The sequence below is a fragment of the Terribacillus saccharophilus genome (assembly GCF_000725365.1).
In the GTDB taxonomy this organism is placed as follows: Bacteria; Bacillota; Bacilli; order Bacillales; family Amphibacillaceae; genus Terribacillus; species Terribacillus saccharophilus.
The window spans coordinates 1,101,610-1,119,530 of record NZ_CP008876.1 but is presented as its reverse complement, the minus strand read 5'-3'; the positions used below and the strand labels follow the sequence as shown (position 1 = coordinate 1,119,530).

Genomic DNA, 17,921 nt, shown 5'->3' with positions numbered 1-17,921 from the left:
GATTGTAAGGAGTAAGAAAGTAATGTCATGAAAAAAGATGACAATTGTCATAAAAAAAGACCACTCAAGTGAGTGGTCTTCCTTTGTTATTCTGCAGTCAATCTTAAGAATTCTTCGATGTCCTGCTTACAAACTTCGATAGCTTTAAGCCAGAATGATTTGTCAGTCAAGTCCTCCTGCAAATGCTTCATTGCCAAGTCTTCAACCGTCATGCGGCCAGTATCCTCAAGCAAAGCATTATAGGAACGTTCAAAGTCTTCCGGATTCTCTGCTGCTTTTGCGTAAATACCTGTGCTGAACAAATATCCGAATGTATACGGGAAATTATAGAATGGTACGTCTGTTGCGTAGAAATGCAGCTTGGATGCCCAGAATGTTGGATCGTATTCATCTAGCTGGTCATTATAGGCTTCTTTCTGAGCATCGACCATCAACTCGCGCAAGCGTGCAGCGGATACGAGTCCATTTTTGCGTTCTTCATAGAATCTTGTCTCAAACAAGAAGCGCGCATGGATATTCATGAAGAAAGCGATACTGCGCTGGATCTTCTCCTCAATCAACGCAATTTTCTCATCCTTTGTCGCTGCTTCTCTCACTGCAGCATCAGAGACAATCAATTCTGCCAATGTGGAAGCTGTTTCCGCCACATTCATAGCATATTGCTGATTCAGCTGCTCTACATCGTTCATTGCATAGCTATGATACGCATGTCCTAGTTCATGCGCAAGCGTCGACACGTTAGAAGCTGTTCCACTGAAAGTCATGAAAATACGACTTTCTTTCTTTTCCGGAAAGCTGGTACAAAAGCCGCCAGGGCGTTTGCTATTACGATCTTCTGCTTCGATCCATCGCTTCTCGAATGCTTGCTGTGAGAAGTCTGCCATCTGACTGCTGTACGTGCGGAAATTCTTCACGATGAAGTCAGCGGCTTCGTCGTATGATACATGTTTCGTTGCAGAAGAGAGTGGCGCATCGATATCATACCAGCTCAATTTTTCCAGACCAAGGATCTTCGCTTTGCGCTGCAAGTATTTCACGAATGAATCTTTCTCATCTGAAATTGCTCCCCACATAGCGTCAAGCGTGTCTTGGGACATACGGTTATAAGCTAGCGGCTCTTTCAGCACACTGTCCCATTTGCGGTGCTTGTATGTCTGCAGACGGAAACCAGCAAGATGATTAATCGTTTCCGCAAAGAAATCTTCTTTTTCTGTCCAAGCTTCCTGCATTCTTGCAAACACATGCTGTCTTACCTGGCGATCAGGTGCATCCATTTTGTTGGCTGCTTGGCCAACGGAATAGGATTTTTCCGCTCCATCAATCTCTAATGGCACTTGGATGCTGCCGACAATTGTGTCATACATGCCTCCCCAGCCATGGTAGCCATCAATCGCTAAATCATTTAACAATATTTCTTGTTCAGGTGAAAGCTTCTCAGCAGCCTCTTTTTTACGTTCATCAAGAACGAATGCATAATTAATCAGTTCCGGCTGCTCGAGCAACTGCTCCCATGTCTGCTGCGGAACTTGTGTAATAACCTGATCCACACCAGTAAGCGTTCCGCTGTAAGCAGCCATAAGTTCATCTTTCTTTCCAGACCACTGCTTCGCTTTCTTATCTGTCACATCCTGTGCTACAAGACACTCAACGAATGCAACAACCTCGAATACATGTTTAGCAGATGTCTCCCACTTCTCCACAATACGAACCAAGCCAGCAGTATCTTCAGCCTGATCCGGTACTTGAAAGGCTTCCAATGCCTGTTTCCAATCAGTTAGAGCTTGATCTGCTTTTTGTGCAAATTCCGCAAGTGCAGAAGAGTCACTGCCACCCGGGAAAATAGCATCCAGATCCCATGTTTGTCCATACTTATTTGTCATATGTATACCTCCTTAAAACTACCTTTCTATTATACGCTCCGAGTTATTGACTGAAAAGTTTTAGTGTTCGATATTTTTCAGCATGGATATAATGACAAAAGGTCATAGCTCTAAGGATGCTATGACCTTTCTGTTATTATACAAATCGTGTTCCATTAAGATTACGTGTTTCTGCTGTAGCTGATGTGATATTCGAAGTTGGTACTACTGTTACGCTTACTGTATAGGTTGCGACTCCAGTAGTTGTAACCACATCTACGAACGTATTTGGCAAAATGATTCGATAAGTTCCCGCAGCCGTACCTGTTCTGCTGATAGTCACCTGATTTAGGATGGTGGCATCTCTTCGAAGAGTAGCAGTAACACTTACTGACCAGTTCGCAGTTGCTATAACTGCAATCTGTGAAGTTAAATCCAATTTCACATTATTACCTGCCACTACTGCTGGAGTAATGGTGCTGATTACCGTATCAGTATTAAGAGGGACTGGAAGTGCTACTGTTGCCTGGCTCGCTGCTATTGCACTGACGGAAGGAAGTGCACTGCCTGTGGATCCCGTTGGTCCAGTAAGACCAGTTGTTCCAGTTGGCCCGGTGATTCCAGCAGGTCCGGTGGTTCCCGCGGCTCCGGTTGGGCCGGTAGTTCCTGCTGCCCCGGTTGGACCGGTTATTCCAGCAGGCCCGGTGGTTCCCGCGGCTCCTGTTGGGCCGGTGATTCCGGCAGGTCCGGTGATTCCCGCGGCTCCCGTTGGGCCGGTTATTCCGGCAGGTCCGGTGGTTCCCGCGGCTCCTGTTGGGCCGGTAATTCCTGCTGCCCCGGTTGGGCCGGTTATCCCGGCAGGTCCGGTGGTTCCCGCGGCTCCCGTTGGGCCAGTTGTTCCGGCGGCTCCGGTGATCCCTGCTGCCCCGGTTGGACCGGTGGTTCCAGCAGGCCCGGTGGTTCCCGCGGCTCCTGTTGGGCCGGTAATTCCTGCAGGCCCGGTGGTTCCCGCGGCTCCCGTTGGTCCGGTTATTCCGGCGGCTCCGGTGATCCCTGCGGCTCCCGTTGATCCAGTTGTTCCGGCTGCTCCGGTGATCCCTGCGGCTCCCGTTGGACCGGTGGTTCCAGCAGCTCCGGTGGTTCCAGCAGGTCCTGTGGTTCCCGCGGCTCCCGTTGGGCCGGTGATTCCAGCAGGTCCGGTGATTCCCGCGGCTCCCGTTGGTCCAGTTGTTCCGGCTGCTCCGGTGATCCCTGCGGCTCCCGTTGATCCAGTTGTTCCGGCTGCTCCCGTTGGGCCGGTTTCCCCTGTCACTCCAGTGAGTCCGGTCGAGCCGGTTTCTCCTGTTACTCCAGTAAGTCCAGTTAATCCAGTTTCTCCTGTCACTCCAGTGAGTCCGGTCGAGCCAGTTTCTCCTGTCACTCCAGTGAGTCCGGTCGATCCGGTTTCTCCTGTCACTCCAGTGAGTCCGGTCGATCCGGTTTCTCCTGTCACTCAAGTGAGTCCGGTCGAGCCAGTTTCTCCTGTCACTCCAGTGATCCCAGTTGATCCGGTTTCCCCTGTCACTCCAGTGAGTCCAGTTGATCCAGTTTCTCCTGTTACACCCGTTAGTCCGGTTGATCCAGTTTCTCCTGTCACTCCGGTGAGCCCGATTGGCCCGGTTTCTCCTGTCACCCCAGTGATCCCAGTTGATCCGGTTTCTCCTGTCACTCCAGTGATCCCAGTTGATCCGGTTTCTCCTGTCACTCCAGTAAGTCCGGTCAATCCAGTTTCTCCTGTCACTCCAGTGATCCCAGTTGATCCGGTTTCTCCTGTTACACCCGTTAGTCCGGTTGATCCAGTTTCTCCTGTCACTCCAGTGAGCCCGATTGGCCCGGTTTCCCCTGTCACTCCAGTGATCCCAGTTGATCCGGTTTCCCCTGTCACTCCAGTGATCCCAGTTGAACCAGTTTCTCCTGTTACTCCAGTGATCCCAGTTGATCCGGTTTCCCCTGTCACTCCAGTGAGTCCCGTGGATCCCGTTTCTCCTGTTACTCCAGTAAGTCCAGTTAATCCCGTTTCTCCTGTCACTCCAGTGAGTCCGATCGATCCTGTTTCTCCTGTCACTCCAGTGAGTCCGATCGATCCTGTTTCTCCTGTCGCTCCAGTAAGTCCCGTGGATCCCGTTTCTCCTGTCGATCCAGTGAGTCCGGTCGATCCTGTTTCTCCTGTCGCTCCAGTAAGTCCCGTGGATCCCGTTTCTCCTGTCGCTCCAGTAAGTCCAGTTGATCCAGTTAATCCAGTTTCTCCTGTCACTCCAGTGAGTCCGATCGAGCCAGTTTCTCCTGTCGCCCCGGTGAGTCCGGTCGATCCTGTTTCTCCTGTCGCTCCAGTAAGTCCCGTGGATCCCGTTTCTCCTGTTACACCCGTGAGTCCCGTGGATCCCGTTTCTCCTGTCGCTCCAGTAAGTCCCGTGGATCCCGTTTCTCCTGTCACTCCAGTGAGTCCGGTCGATCCTGTTTCTCCTGTCACTCCAGTGATCCCAGTTGATCCGGTTTCCCCTGTCACTCCAGTGAGTCCCGTGGATCCTGTTTCTCCTGTTACACCCGTGAGTCCCGTGGATCCTGTTTCTCCTGTTACACCCGTGAGTCCCGTGGATCCTGTTTCTCCTGTTACACCCGTGAGTCCCGTGGATCCTGTTTCTCCTGCTACACCCGTGAGTCCCGTGGATCCTGTTTCTCCTGTCGCTCCAGGGAGACCAATGGATCCTGTTTCTCCTGTCACTCCAGTGAGTCCAGTTGATCCCGTTCCTCCGGTTACTCCAGTGAGTCCTATTGGCCCGGTTTCTCCTGTTACTCCAGTGGGTCCTTGTGCTCCAGTTTCCCCTGTCACTCCAGTGAGTCCCGTCGATCCAGTTTCTCCTGTAACCCCCGTGAGTCCTGTTGGTCCAATTCCCCCAGTAATGCCTGTAATTCCAGTAGCACCGGTCACACCAGTAACACCCGTACCCCCTGTTACTCCCGGTGGTCCTGTAATTCCTGTAGGACCTGTTACTCCAGTTACACCTATTCCGCCCCCAAAAATCGAAAGACTCACATCATCGACCAATATGCTGCCAAGAGCTGAATCTGGAAGTGTGTTGATCAACAAAAAGATTTGGGATGTTCCTTGAGGTGCTGTTACGGAGATGCCAGTAACTTCTCTCCAGCCTTGTAGCGGTGCAACGGGTATACTGTCTGAGGGTATATCCAATAGCAATCCTCGTCCCGCTGTTTGGAAGTTCGCTGTTAGAAAGATAATTTGAATCTGTACTGTCGGTGCAGACTGTTCACTTTCTCTCGCCAAGTAAACTGACAGATTATAGTTGTAGCCTGCAATAACAGGTGACACGTATTGTGCTATGAAAGCAGTCTCCTGACCTCCATCCAGTCTTGCTGCATAGTTTCCACTATGTGTATATTGCTGTGTTATAGATGCAAAAGATGAGACCCACGGTACTAGACTGCCAGATTCGAATCCGCCATTCCTTACGATGTTCTGGTCAGGCATCGTTTTTTTCTGCCTCCTTCAAGTATTAAAGATCCTACTCACACAATTTCTCTCCTATAACTATTCAAATGAAAAGCTTCTTGAACCCTTGTTTAACCTATATTCCTATAAGTTTTCCATAAATGTACAAGTCCGCTCAATTCACTAAATCAAGGGCCATAAAAAAGTTTTCTGCCAGATATTCTAACAACAACCCCTTCACCAGCGCATTGGTAGCGCTTACAAGTAGTTTGAATGGTTTAAAGAATCTGAAAATTTATTCAATAAGCTGTTGACCTAGCTTTGGTTAGGCGTTATGATAACTGACAATTAATCAAATAAATGAATTTTCAAATTATTCAATTCAACTAATTTATGCGCATTCAACACGTAAAGAGAAAAAGAACTTTTGCAACTGGGAGGTGTTTTGATCCAATGCGAAGTGACATGATCAAAACAGGGATTGACCGCGCCCCGCACCGCAGTTTGCTGCATGCGACCGGTGTTAAAACGTCTGACTTAGGAAAACCATTCATCGGTGTTTGTAACTCTTACATCGATATCATTCCAGGACACATGCATTTAAACAAATTCGCTGAAGTAGTAAAAGACGCTATTCGCCAAGCAGGCGGTATCCCCTTCGAATTCAATACGATTGGTGTAGATGATGGCATCGCGATGGGCCATATCGGCATGCGTTACAGCTTGCCGAGCAGGGAGATCATTGCGGACAGTGCGGAGACTGTCATACAGGCGCATTGGTTCGACGGCGTCTTCTATATACCGAATTGCGATAAGATCACACCAGGTATGCTGATGGCATCAGCAAGGACGAATGTCCCTTCTGTCTTTGTATCCGGAGGCCCGATGGAAGCTGGTGTAAGCCCAGATGGGAAACCATTGAACCTAGTATCCATGTTTGAGGGTGTAGGTGCTGTGCAGAACGGGACCATGACCGAACAGGAATTAGCTACAATCGAGCAGCTTGCTTGTCCGACTTGCGGATCCTGCTCTGGTATGTTCACTGCAAACTCTATGAACAGCTTAATGGAGATGCTCGGTATGACCGTTCCGGGAAATGGAACACTGCTTGCTACATCCGACGAGCGACATGAGTTGATTTATGAGGCTGCCAGACATCTGATCCGACTTGTAAAAGAGGATATTCGTCCGCGAGACATCATGACAAAGGAAACCTTTGATAATGCATTTGCTTTGGATATGGCTATGGGCGGATCAACAAATACGGTGCTCCACACAATCGCCATTGCTCATGAAGCTGGCATTGAATACGATATGGCAGACATTAATAAAATCGCTGAGAAGGTTCCTTACCTCTCGAAAATCAGCCCAGCGTCGGATTACTCGATGCATGATGTTCACCTGGCTGGTGGTGTCAGTGCCATCATCAATGAGTTATGTAAAATCGACGGGCTGCTCCATAAAGAACGGATTACGATAACCGGTAAAACTATTGCTGAAAATGTGGAAGACTATGAAATTTTGAATAAAGATGTTATTCGTCCATTAGATAATCCATACAGTCCAGTTGGCGGTCTAAGTATTCTGTATGGCAATCTAGCTCCCGACGGCAGTGTCATCAAAGTCGGAGCTGTTGATCCTTCCATCAAGAAATTCCTAGGTGAAGCAATTGTCTTTGAATCACAAGATGAGGCTCAGGAAGGAATCACGAATGGAACCGTGCAGGCAGGACATGTCGTCGTCATTCGTTACGAAGGTCCAAAGGGTGGACCAGGGATGCCAGAAATGCTCTCCCCTACTTCCGCTATTGCAGGACGCGGTTTAGCGAAAGAAGTCGCTTTGATTACAGATGGCCGTTTCTCAGGTGCAACCCGAGGCATCTCTGCCGGACATATTTCTCCAGAAGCAGCAGAAGGCGGACCGATAGCATTTGTTGAAAACGGCGATCCAATTTTGATCGATCTGGAAACACGCAGCATTGAATTGCTTGTTGATGAAGATGTTCTGGATAAACGCCGACAAAATTGGAAGCAGCCAGAACCTAAAATCAAATCAGGTTATTTAGCGAAATACGCAAAGCTCGTAACCTCAGCCAATACTGGCGGAGTGATGAAAATATAACCAAAACGAAGACGGGACCATAGAGACGGAAGCATTATATTCACAGAGAGCCAGGGACGCTGGAAGCCTGGCAATATAATCCGTCATCTCTCTTCCCTGAGCGCGAAGCTGAATTACAGTAGGCTGAGCCAGGTGTACGGCACCTGTTACCAAAACGGAGCTAGCATTTTTAGCTTCACGAGGCAGTTTACCGTAAGGAAGCTGTGAACTTGGGTGGTACCGAGAAAAGCAAAGTCTTTTTTCCCCATTTCTTGCAAGATTGCTTGAATGGAGAAAAAAGGCTTTTTTCATATAACAAAATCTATTGGAGGGATATAACCATGAAGGTGAAGGCACAAGCCGTACAAGAAAGAAAGCCCACTGCCAAAGTTCCGAAGACAGGTGCTGATTTATTTGTAGAGTCGCTGCAGGCAGCAGGTGTTGATACAATTTTCGGCTATCCGGGAGGAGCCGTACTTCCGATTTACGATGCCCTATACCGAGCTGAACCTCGATTCCAGCACATCTTAACTCGGCATGAACAAGGAGCCATACATGCCGCAGAAGGCTATGCACGCGTTTCCGGTAAACCGGGAGTTGTAATTGCAACATCTGGACCTGGTGCGACAAACCTTATCACCGGAATTGCCGATGCCATGATGGACTCCCTGCCGCTTGTTGTATTCACTGGTCAAGTAGGAAGAAGTGTTATTGGAACAGATGCATTCCAGGAATCAGATGTTATGGGGATCACTACTCCGATTACAAAGCACAACTATCAAGTTCAAAAGCAGGAAGATATGCCACGCATTATTAAAGAGGCGTTCTATATCGCAACAACTGGCCGCCCTGGTCCTGTGGTAATCGACATCCCAAAGGACATTTCGGGAGAAGTTTACCAAACAGCCGCTGCTGAGGAACCGATTCACCTTCCGGGTTATCAACCGACAATGAAGCCAAATAATAATCAAATCAAAAAGCTGATCCATGCTATTTCGACAGCCAAGCGCCCAATTTTGTTAACTGGAGCAGGTATTCTGCACGCAAAAGCATCTGAAGAAGTTCGAGCATTCGCAAAGCGTTTTCAGCTGCCTGTCACATCCACACTCCTTGGACTTGGAGCATTCCCTGCCAGTGAACCGCAATTTCTCGGCATGGCTGGCATGCATGGGACATATGCAGCCAACCGCGGACTGTATGAATGCGATTTATTGATCAATGTCGGGGCCCGATTCGATGATAGACTTACTGGCAATCTGGTGCATTTCGCTCCACAAGCAACAATTGCACATATCGATATCGATCCCGCTGAAATCGGTAAAATCATTCCTACTAGCATTCCAGTTGTGGCAGACGCAAAAGCTGCATTGCAACAACTGCAAACAGCAGAAGCAGAAATGCCTGATACCGAGACCTGGCGAAATCATTTGCAGAACTACAAGGAAGAATATCCGCTTTGGTATAACAACCCGGCTCAGGACCTTATCCCGCAATGGGTAATGAAGGCAGTACACAAAGCAACCGATGGTAATGCCATTATTACAACTGATGTCGGGCAGCATCAGATGTGGACAGCTCAATATTATGGCTTTGACAGACCGAACCGTTGGGTTACATCAGGCGGGCTCGGCACAATGGGATTTGGTTTTCCTGCGGCCATAGGAGCTCAGCTGGCATGTCCAGAGAGTAAGGTTATCAGCGTAGTCGGAGATGGCGGTTTTCAAATGACGATGCAGGAGCTTTCCGTCCTGCAGGAGCGAAAGCTGCCAGTTAAGGTATTGATCGTCAACAACCAAAGTCTAGGCATGGTAAGACAATGGCAGGAGTTCTTTTATCAGGAACGATATTCCGAATCACTGCTCAATATCCAGCCGGATTTCGTCAAGCTGGCAGATAGCTACGACATTAAAGGCGTACGTTTGGAAACACAGGAGCAGCTAGTAGCAGAGCTACCTTCCCTGCTTCAATCCGACGAACCTGTTGTTATTGATTGCCGCGTGTTGCGTCAGGAGAATGTGTTCCCTATGATCGCACCTGGAAAAGGGCTGCATGAAATGATTGGAGTGAGTCGATGAAGCGTATCATTACGGCCACCGTTCAAAATCGGAGCGGTGTGCTGAACCGGATAACCGGTCTGATGCAGAAAAGACAATTCAATATCGATAGTATTTCGGTCGGCAAAACTGAGGTGGAGCAAATCAGCCGAATGACCTTCGTCGTTGAAGTAGAAGACATGCAGAAGCTGGAGCAGCTTACAAAACAGCTTCACAAGCAGATCGACGTACTGAAAGTCGCTGATATTACCGACCACGCTATCGTAGCTAGGGAACTGGCACTCGTAAAAGTTGTCTGCCCCCCTGCCAGCCGGAATGAGCTGCAAAGCATCATCGCTCCTTTCCGAGCTAGTGCAGTTGATATCAGTAAAGACAGCATGATAGTTCAAGTAACTGGCGATTCGGATAAAATCGAGGCTTTCCTCGAGTTGGTCCGACCTTATGGAATCAAGGAATTGACTAGAACTGGTGTGACGGCCTTCCTACGTGGGCATCAGCCGCAAGCTGCGGATGGAAACACGTATTCACTTATAACCAATTAAAAATGGAGAGGAATGACGAGAACATGGCAAAAGTTATCTATCACAATGACATTCAAGAAGAGGTTTTGAAAGGTAAAAAAATCGCAGTAATCGGTTATGGCTCTCAAGGCCATGCTCACGCGCAAAACTTAAAAGAAAGCGGATTTGATGTTGTTGTCGGAGTTAGGCAAGGTAAATCATGGGATCAAGCAGTTGAAGACGGACATGATGTGCGTTCTGCTTTTGAAGCGGCTCAAGCGGCGGATATCATCATGATGCTTGTTCCAGATGAACTGCAGCCAGATGTATATAAAGAGAGCATTGAAAAGAACCTGGAAACAGGAAATGCCCTTGTTTTTGCACATGGTTTCAACGTTCATTTCAACCAAATTGCACCTCCATCTAATGTGGATGTATTCCTTGTAGCACCGAAAGGTCCTGGTCACCTTGTTCGCCGTACCTTTACAGAAGGAGCTGGTGTACCTGCCCTATTCGGTATCTACCAGGATGTGAGCGGAACTGCAAAAGAAGTTGCGCTAGCATACGCCAAAGGTATCGGAGCAGGTCGTGCAGGCATCTTGGAAACAACATTCCAAGAAGAAACTGAGACTGATTTGTTCGGTGAGCAGGCAGTCCTTTGCGGCGGTCTTACGAGCCTTGTCAAAGCAGGCTTCGAAACATTGACAGAAGCAGGTTACCAGCCGGAAGTTGCCTACTTTGAATGTATGCACGAATTGAAATTGATTGTTGACCTTATGTATGAGGATGGTCTCGAGGGGATGCGCTACAGTATTTCTGATACAGCTCAATGGGGCGATTTTGTTTCCGGTCCGCGAGTTGTTAATGACGAGACGAAAGCTCGCATGAAAGACGTACTGGAAGATATCCAAAACGGTGCTTTTGCGAAAGGCTGGATCTTGGAAAACCAAGCTAACCGTCCACAATTCAATGCAATCAATGCAAAAGAAACAAACCATCAGATCGAAACAGTCGGCCGTGAGCTCCGCGAATTGATGCCATTCGTCAAACAAGGCAAGAAAAATCAATCCGCTGAGGAAGTGATCGTCCATGGCTCAAATAAAATTTTTTGATACAACATTGCGTGATGGCGAACAAACACCTGGAGTCAATCTGAACAAACCGGAAAAGCTTGAAATCGCCCGTCAGCTGGAGCGCCTCGGAATGGATGTATTGGAAGCGGGTTTTCCCGCTTCCTCCGAGGGTGATTTCCTCGCTGTTCAAGAAATTGCCCGAACCATTAAAACAACTGCCGTCACGGCATTGGCCCGGGCTAAGCAAAGCGATATCGATACCGCTTGGGAAGCATTGAAGGATGCAGAGCAGCCGAGAATCCACGTCTTCTTGGCTACCTCCCCTATCCATATGGAATACAAGCTGAAAAAAACGCCGGAGGAAGTGCTTCAAACTGCTGTCAAAATGGTCACCTATGCAAAGGAACGATTCCCAATCGTCCAATTTTCTGCAGAAGATGCTTCCAGATCTGAACTGCCATTCCTTGCGCAAGTCGTAGAAGCTGTCATAGATGCTGGTGCGACAGTAGTAAACTTGCCTGATACTGTCGGTTATGCGACACCCGCCGAATACGGCAGAATGTTTGCTTATATGAAGAAAAACGTTCCGAATATAGAAAAAGCAGATCTATCAGCACACTGTCATGATGATTTGGGAATGGCTGTTGCCAACAGCATTGCCGCAATTGAAAATGGCGCAACCCAAATTGAGGGTACGGTGAACGGCATTGGAGAAAGAGCCGGGAATGCAGCACTTGAGGAAATTGCTGTTGCCCTTCATATCCGGAAAGATACGTATCAGCACTCCTCTCGCATGGTTCTGCATGAAATTAAACGGACCAGCAGCTTGATAAGCAAATTGACTGGTATGACTGTGCCAGGCAACAAAGCCATCGTCGGAGATAATGCTTTCGCCCATGAATCTGGGATCCACCAGGACGGGATGCTAAAGCATGCAGAAACCTATGAAATCATCACGCCGGCACTAGTCGGTATGAATGCTACCAATCTAGTTCTCGGAAAGCATTCCGGCCGACATGCATTTAATACTAGAGTTGCAGAACTTGGTTTTGGACTTTCTGAAACACAGCTGCAGGAAGCCTTCGACCGCTTCAAACGTTTGACAGACAAAAAGAAAGAAATCACTGATGATGATCTCTTTACAATAGCACTAGATGTCCAGACAAAACACGACCCAGTGAAGACGTATGAAGTAAAAGCTCTTCAAGTAACGATGGGTCCACAAAATCTGCCGACTGCAACAATAGCTCTGCAAACACCAGATCATGGTATTAAGGAAACAGCCCGGACTGGACATGGAACGGTCGAAGCTATCTACAATACATTGGCTGCTTTAATTGATGAACAAGTGACACTCACCGACTACCGCATTCATTCTGTCGGTAAAGGCGAAGATGCTCTCGCTGAAGTGCATGTACAGCTGCAAGTAGACGGCGATCCTTTCACCGGCCGAGGTACCGCGAATGATGTACTAAAAGCCTCAAGCCATGCTTTTGTTAACGGCGTGAACCGTGCTTTGCGTGCTGCAACAATGAAAAAGGTTCAAGCATTAATCTAAACCTGACCTGGAGAGTGTTAACTATGCAAAAGAACATCGTACTGCTTCCGGGAGATGGAATCGGTCCTGCTGTGACAGAAGCCGCTGCTTCTGTCCTGCAGCAAGTGGCCGATATCTTTTCCCACAACTTCATCTTCACTAGTAAGATGATTGGCGGTGCTGCCATTGATACATTCGGGGAACCACTGCCAGCAGACACCCTTCAAGCTTGTAAGGACACAGATGCCATTTTACTTGGTGCTGTCGGAGGACCAAAATGGGATCAGCAGCCTCCTCAACTGCGACCGGAAAAAGGACTGCTTCAGCTGCGCAAGGGCTTAGGCCTTTTTGCTAACTTGCGGCCGGTCAGAACCTTCCCTTCTCTGCTTGCTAGTTCTCCGCTCAAGCAGGAAATTGTCGCAGGAAGCGATTTATTGATTGTAAGGGAGCTGACTGGCGGGCTGTACTTTGGTCTCCCAAGCGAACGTCGTGATAATGGTAAAACCGTTGTCGATACCTTGCAATACGAAAAAAGTGAAATCGAACGGATTGTCGAGACAGGTTTCCAGAGTGCTATGCTGCGAGATAAACGTTTGGCTTCTGTCGATAAAGCTAATGTACTTGAATCTAGTAAGCTATGGCGTGAAATCGTCGATGAAAAAAGCAGGGACTACCCAGAAGTAAAAGTTGAGCATATGCTCGTAGATTCTACTGCAATGAAACTCATTACGAACCCAACCTACTTCGATGTCATTGTCACAGAGAACCTATTCGGCGATATCCTGAGCGATGAAGCATCCGTGCTAACCGGTTCACTCGGCCTCCTCCCTTCTGCCAGCTTGCGCGAGGACCAACTCGGTTTGTATGAGCCAGTCCATGGCTCCGCTCCGGATATAGCCGGCAAGGATATTGCTAATCCGCTTGGAGCAATTCTTTCAGCCGCGATGCTGCTTCGTTATTCTTTCGGGATGGAAAAAGAAGCCGACGCCGTTGAAGCTGCTGTAGACGACGTGCTGCAAAGCGGTTATGGCACTCAAGATATGCAGGTAAATCCTGAAAGAATCGTCGGTACAAAAGAAATGACCTCCCTCGTCATCGAACAGCTGACGGCAGCAAAAGTGAGTTCTTAAGAAAGGACCTGAGACCAATGAAGCAACCAAAGACGATTATCGAAAAGATATGGGAAAAACATACTGTCGTACAAGAACCGGATAAGCCAGATCTCTTGTATATCGACTTGCACCTTGTGCATGAAGTAACATCTCCGCAGGCTTTTGAAGGCTTGCGTCTGGCTGGTCGGAAAGTACGGCAGCCGGAACGCACATATGCAACTGTTGATCACAACGTACCGACGATTCACCGTCCATTGATCCGTGATGAAGTAGCACGAAAACAAATGGAAACATTGCGGTCCAATTGTGCTGAATTTGGTATCCGTCTAGCTGATATCGACCACCCGGATCAAGGTATCGTGCATGTTATCGGCCCGCAGCTAGGTTTGACGCAGCCCGGTAAAACGATTGTATGCGGCGACAGCCATACATCCACCCATGGCGCGTTTGGGGCTTTGGCATTTGGTATTGGTACAAGTGAAGTAGAACATGTGCTTGCTACCCAGACACTTTGGCAAAACAAACCAAAGACACTGAATGTGCATATTGAAGGATCCCTTGGAACTGGTGTGACTGCGAAAGATTTGATTTTGGCCATTATTGGTAAATTCGGCGTTAAGTTCGGAACCGGATATGTACTTGAGTATACCGGCGAAGCTATCCGTAAACTATCAATGGAAGAACGAATGACAGTATGTAACATGTCCATAGAAGCAGGTGCCAGAGCTGGCCTTATCAGCCCGGATGAGACGACGTTTGAATACCTGCGTGACAGAAGATATGCTCCGGAAGGTTTAGATTTCGAGGCTGCTGTCTCTGAATGGAAAAACCTTGTTACGGATGAAGGTGCAGCTTATGACCACACCGTATATTTGGATGCATCAGAAATCGAACCGCAGGTCACTTGGGGAACGAACCCTGGTATGTGCCTTCCGATATCCGCAAATGTTCCAGACCCAGCGCTTATCGAGGATAAGGACGAAAGAGCTTCTGTCGAGCAAGCCCTCGCTTATATGGGCTTGGAGGCAAATCAGCAGCTGACTTCCATTGAAATCCAGCATGTTTTTATCGGCTCCTGTACAAATTCTCGAATTACAGACTTGCGCAAGGCTGCAAGTGTCATTAAAGGAAGAAAGGTCCACCCCTCTGTCCGTGCCATGGTCGTTCCAGGTTCGTTCACTGTCAAGATGCAGGCTGAACAAGAAGGACTGGATCAACTATTCCAAAATGCAGGATTTGAGTGGCGTGATGCAGGCTGCAGCATGTGTTTGGCAATGAATGAAGATGTTGTGCCCGCAGGTGAACGTTGTGCTTCTACCTCGAATCGTAATTTTGAGGGTCGTCAAGGAACTGGAGCCCGAACTCATTTAGCCAGCCCGGAAATGGCAGCGGCGGCAGCAATCGAGGGACGCTTTGTCGATGTCCGACAGGTAGTCGCACCAACTGTGTAAGGAGGATAGAAAATGGAACCTATCAAAACTCATAATGGACTTGTCTATCCGTTGCCAAAACGTAATGTCGACACAGACCAGATCATACCTAAACAATTTTTAAAGCGTATAGAACGAGCAGGTTTCGGGCAATTTCTCTTTTATAACTGGCGTTTCGATGAGAATGACCAGCCACGCACAGACTTTTCTTTGAATCAGCCGAAATATGAAGGTGTCTCCGTCTTAATCGGCGGTGACAATTTTGGGTGTGGTTCGTCACGTGAACATGCTCCATGGGCCCTCTTGGACTATGGATTCAAAGTTATCATTGCGCCTAGTTTTGCAGATATTTTCTATAATAATACAACTAAAAACGGGATACTCGCTATCCGCCTGTCAGAGCAACAAGTAGACTATTTGCTCAATCAGGCAGAAAAAAATTCTTATACACTGACAATAGATCTGGAAAAACAGAAAGTATATGATAAGCTAGGTTTTGAGGCAGGCTTTGACATTCCTGCCTATAATAAACATATGCTATTAAATGGACTAGACGAGATTGGCATTACATTAAGTTATGCTGATCAAATAACACAATTTGAACAGACACATTAAAGGAGTGTGAAGGCATTGGGGATTGCTTAAGTCAGAAAAAGATACAAGCAGCTACAGCTTATTTGAAGGGTTTAGTACATCATACGTCAATCAGAACATCCACTTCATTAGATAGATTGATGGGCAGGAACGTATATCTGAAGATGGAGAACCAGCAGAAGACAGGTGCCTTCAAAGCACGCGGAGCCATTTTTAAAATTGGCTGCATGAAGGAATCGGACGCAAAGCGAGGAGTTATCGCTGCATCTGCCGGCAACCATGCACAAGGAGTTGCTCTTGCAGCAGCAAAACGCGACATTCCAGCTAAAATCTACATGCCAATTCATACGCCGACGCCAAAAGTGGAAGCAACCAAAAGCTATGGTGCAACGGTTGAATTAGCAGGTGAAACGTTCCAGGAGGCGCTATTTGCTGCCCAAAAGGAGCAACAGCATTCTGGGAGTACTTTCATCCATCCATTCGATGATATTGATATCATCGCTGGACAGGGCACGATTGCTGTAGAAATGCTGGCAGATCAGCCTGAACTCGATACACTCATAGTCCCGATTGGAGGCGGCGGCCTGATTAGCGGTATCGCTTTCGCCGCCAAGCAGATCAAGCCTTCGATTCGAGTCATCGGTGTGCAAACGGAGGCAGTGTGTGCTACCTATCATGCATTTCATAAACATTTGATACCATCTCTCCCTTGCCCAACAATTGCTGAGGGGATTGCTGTCAATGAGCCAGGTAAAGTGACATTGCCGTTGATTCAGCAATATGTGGATGATATCGTTACTGTTTCTGAGCGTGATATAGCTGCGGCCGTCTTGCAGTTGCTAGAACGGCATAAGACGCTTGCAGAAGGTGCAGGTGCCGCTAGCTTTGCAGCACTGATGCGCCATCATCAGAGTATACGTTCTGATCATTGCGGAATCATCATCAGCGGTGGGAACTTCGATCTTCATAAGCTGACAGAGCTGCATGCACTTACTATGCATCTCCCCGCCAACAGCTTGGCATAAGAAAGAGCAGGAAGCTTTTGCTTCCTGCTCTATTTTTCTTTTTCCGGCTTCAGTCTGCCAGCTTGCTTCAGCTGTTCCCGAAGCAAATATTCGATTTGAGCGTTCACACTGCGAAAATCATCGTCTGCCCATTTCTGCACCATATCATAGATATCCTGGTTGATACGTAGCGGAAAACTCTTCTTTTTAACCATATGACCCCTGCTTTAATATAGTGATCCATTGTTCACGACGGGCTGTGTCCCGCGATCGGAAACAATGGCCACCATCAGATTATTCACCATTTGCGCTTTGCGCTCTGGATCTAGTTCCAAATCGCCTTCATTCAAAGCTTCCACAGCATCCATCGACATTCCAACTGCACCTTCTACAATCATCTTGCGGGCAGCAATGATTGCTGCTGCCTGCTGACGCTGCAGCATCGCTTGAGCTATTTCTGTTGAGTAAGCAAGATGCGTGAAACGTGCTTCCATTACTTCCACACCTGCTTCATTCAGGCGCGCTTCCAGTTCCGCCTGCAGCTTACCCGTAATTTCATCACCATTCTCTCGCAGAGAAAACCCTGATTCGTTGAAATTGTCGTATGGATAATTTGAAGCAATATGACGGACTGCCGCTTCACTTTGGATAGCGACGAATTCTTCGTAATCATCTACATTGAACGCGGCTTTTGCTGTATCTACTACACGATACACAATCACTGCAGCTATTTCAATCGGATTCCCTTCTATGTCATTTACTTTCAGCGTCTTGGAGTTAAAGTTACGGATGCGCAAAGTAATCCGCTGTCTCGTTGTCAGAGGGATAGTCAGAAATAAACCATTGGCGCGGATTGTACCAATATATTTACCGAAGAACGTTACGACGTAGGCTTGATTAGGGGGAACAATTACTATTCCAGTTACCAGTAATACAGCAACAAGGATGAGAACGACAGCTATAACGATAGCCTCTTGCATCAAACTGAAAATACCAGCTCCTGCACAAGCAAGGATGATCAACACTCCGAGGAAACCATTTAAGGAAGAAGCTTGCTTTTCTTTCATACACGTCACTCCTACATTTTCATATTAAAGTGATATCACTTTAATATTATTATATATTCTGACAACACACTTTGCAACCCGCAGACAAGCATATATACTTAAAG

At 47.7% G+C, this 17,921-nt stretch carries 14 protein-coding genes; 9 read left to right on the top strand and 5 right to left on the bottom strand.

All coding sequences use genetic code 11. The annotated features are described in order from the left end of the window. Positions 1-86: 86 nt before the first annotated feature. The 3 genes from GZ22_RS05705 to GZ22_RS19090 form a co-directional block, all read right to left on the bottom strand. Entirely contained in the window at positions 87-1,880 is a 1,794-nt protein-coding gene (locus GZ22_RS05705; RefSeq protein WP_038559735.1) for a M3 family oligoendopeptidase, read from the bottom strand. A gap of 136 nt (positions 1,881-2,016) precedes the next feature. Beyond that, on the bottom strand, positions 2,017-3,351 hold the full coding sequence (locus GZ22_RS18965) for a collagen-like domain-containing protein (RefSeq protein WP_281176671.1): 1,335 nt from the start codon (positions 3,349-3,351) through the stop codon (positions 2,017-2,019). Further along, entirely contained in the window at positions 3,352-5,385 is a 2,034-nt protein-coding gene (locus GZ22_RS19090) for an NTTRR-F1 domain (RefSeq protein ID WP_123921889.1), read from the bottom strand. It lies immediately after the preceding gene. Between the two features lie 414 nt (positions 5,386-5,799). On the opposite strand from GZ22_RS19090, the gene ilvD reads away from it, so the two are divergent. From ilvD to GZ22_RS05655, 9 genes are all read left to right on the top strand, one after another. Next, positions 5,800-7,467 (top strand): dihydroxy-acid dehydratase, encoded by a 1,668-nt coding sequence (gene ilvD, locus GZ22_RS05695; protein WP_038559732.1) that lies wholly within the window; start codon positions 5,800-5,802, stop codon positions 7,465-7,467. Between the two features lie 320 nt (positions 7,468-7,787). After that, positions 7,788-9,521, top strand: a complete 1,734-nt coding sequence (gene ilvB, locus GZ22_RS05690; RefSeq protein ID WP_038559729.1) for a biosynthetic-type acetolactate synthase large subunit — start codon at positions 7,788-7,790, stop codon at positions 9,519-9,521. Continuing rightward, a complete protein-coding gene (gene ilvN, locus GZ22_RS05685) occupies positions 9,518-10,042 on the top strand; it encodes an acetolactate synthase small subunit (RefSeq protein ID WP_038559726.1) in 525 nt (174 codons plus the stop codon). The genes ilvB and ilvN overlap by 4 nt, the downstream gene beginning before the upstream one ends. Before the next feature lie 23 nt (positions 10,043-10,065). Next, entirely contained in the window at positions 10,066-11,112 is a 1,047-nt protein-coding gene (gene ilvC / locus GZ22_RS05680; protein WP_038559723.1) for a ketol-acid reductoisomerase, read from the top strand. Beyond that, positions 11,090-12,631 (top strand): 2-isopropylmalate synthase, encoded by a 1,542-nt coding sequence (locus GZ22_RS05675; protein ID WP_038559720.1) that lies wholly within the window; start codon positions 11,090-11,092, stop codon positions 12,629-12,631. Before ilvC ends, GZ22_RS05675 begins: the two co-directional genes overlap by 23 nt. A 23-nt stretch (positions 12,632-12,654) precedes the next feature. Beyond that, a complete protein-coding gene (leuB, locus tag GZ22_RS05670; protein ID WP_038559717.1) occupies positions 12,655-13,740 on the top strand; it encodes a 3-isopropylmalate dehydrogenase in 1,086 nt (361 codons plus the stop codon). A gap of 17 nt (positions 13,741-13,757) precedes the next feature. Then, a complete protein-coding gene (gene leuC, locus GZ22_RS05665) occupies positions 13,758-15,173 on the top strand; it encodes a 3-isopropylmalate dehydratase large subunit (protein ID WP_038559714.1) in 1,416 nt (471 codons plus the stop codon). Positions 15,174-15,185: 12 nt separating this feature from the next. Next, positions 15,186-15,767, top strand: a complete 582-nt coding sequence (gene leuD, locus GZ22_RS05660; RefSeq protein ID WP_038559711.1) for a 3-isopropylmalate dehydratase small subunit — start codon at positions 15,186-15,188, stop codon at positions 15,765-15,767. A gap of 62 nt (positions 15,768-15,829) precedes the next feature. After that, positions 15,830-16,771, top strand: coding sequence for a threonine ammonia-lyase (locus GZ22_RS05655; RefSeq protein ID WP_038559708.1), 942 nt, complete (start codon positions 15,830-15,832; stop codon positions 16,769-16,771). 29 nt (positions 16,772-16,800) lie between these two features. Here GZ22_RS05655 and GZ22_RS18175 read toward each other — a convergent pair whose 3' ends face one another. Continuing rightward, on the bottom strand, positions 16,801-16,965 hold the full coding sequence (locus GZ22_RS18175; RefSeq protein ID WP_038559705.1) for a type II toxin-antitoxin system antitoxin: 165 nt from the start codon (positions 16,963-16,965) through the stop codon (positions 16,801-16,803). Positions 16,966-16,977: 12 nt separating this feature from the next. Then, the gene (locus GZ22_RS05645) at positions 16,978-17,817 is read right to left on the bottom strand and encodes an SPFH domain-containing protein (RefSeq protein WP_038559702.1); all 840 of its coding nucleotides are present in this window, start codon (positions 17,815-17,817) and stop codon (positions 16,978-16,980) included. Between the last annotated feature and the right edge of the window lie 104 nt (positions 17,818-17,921).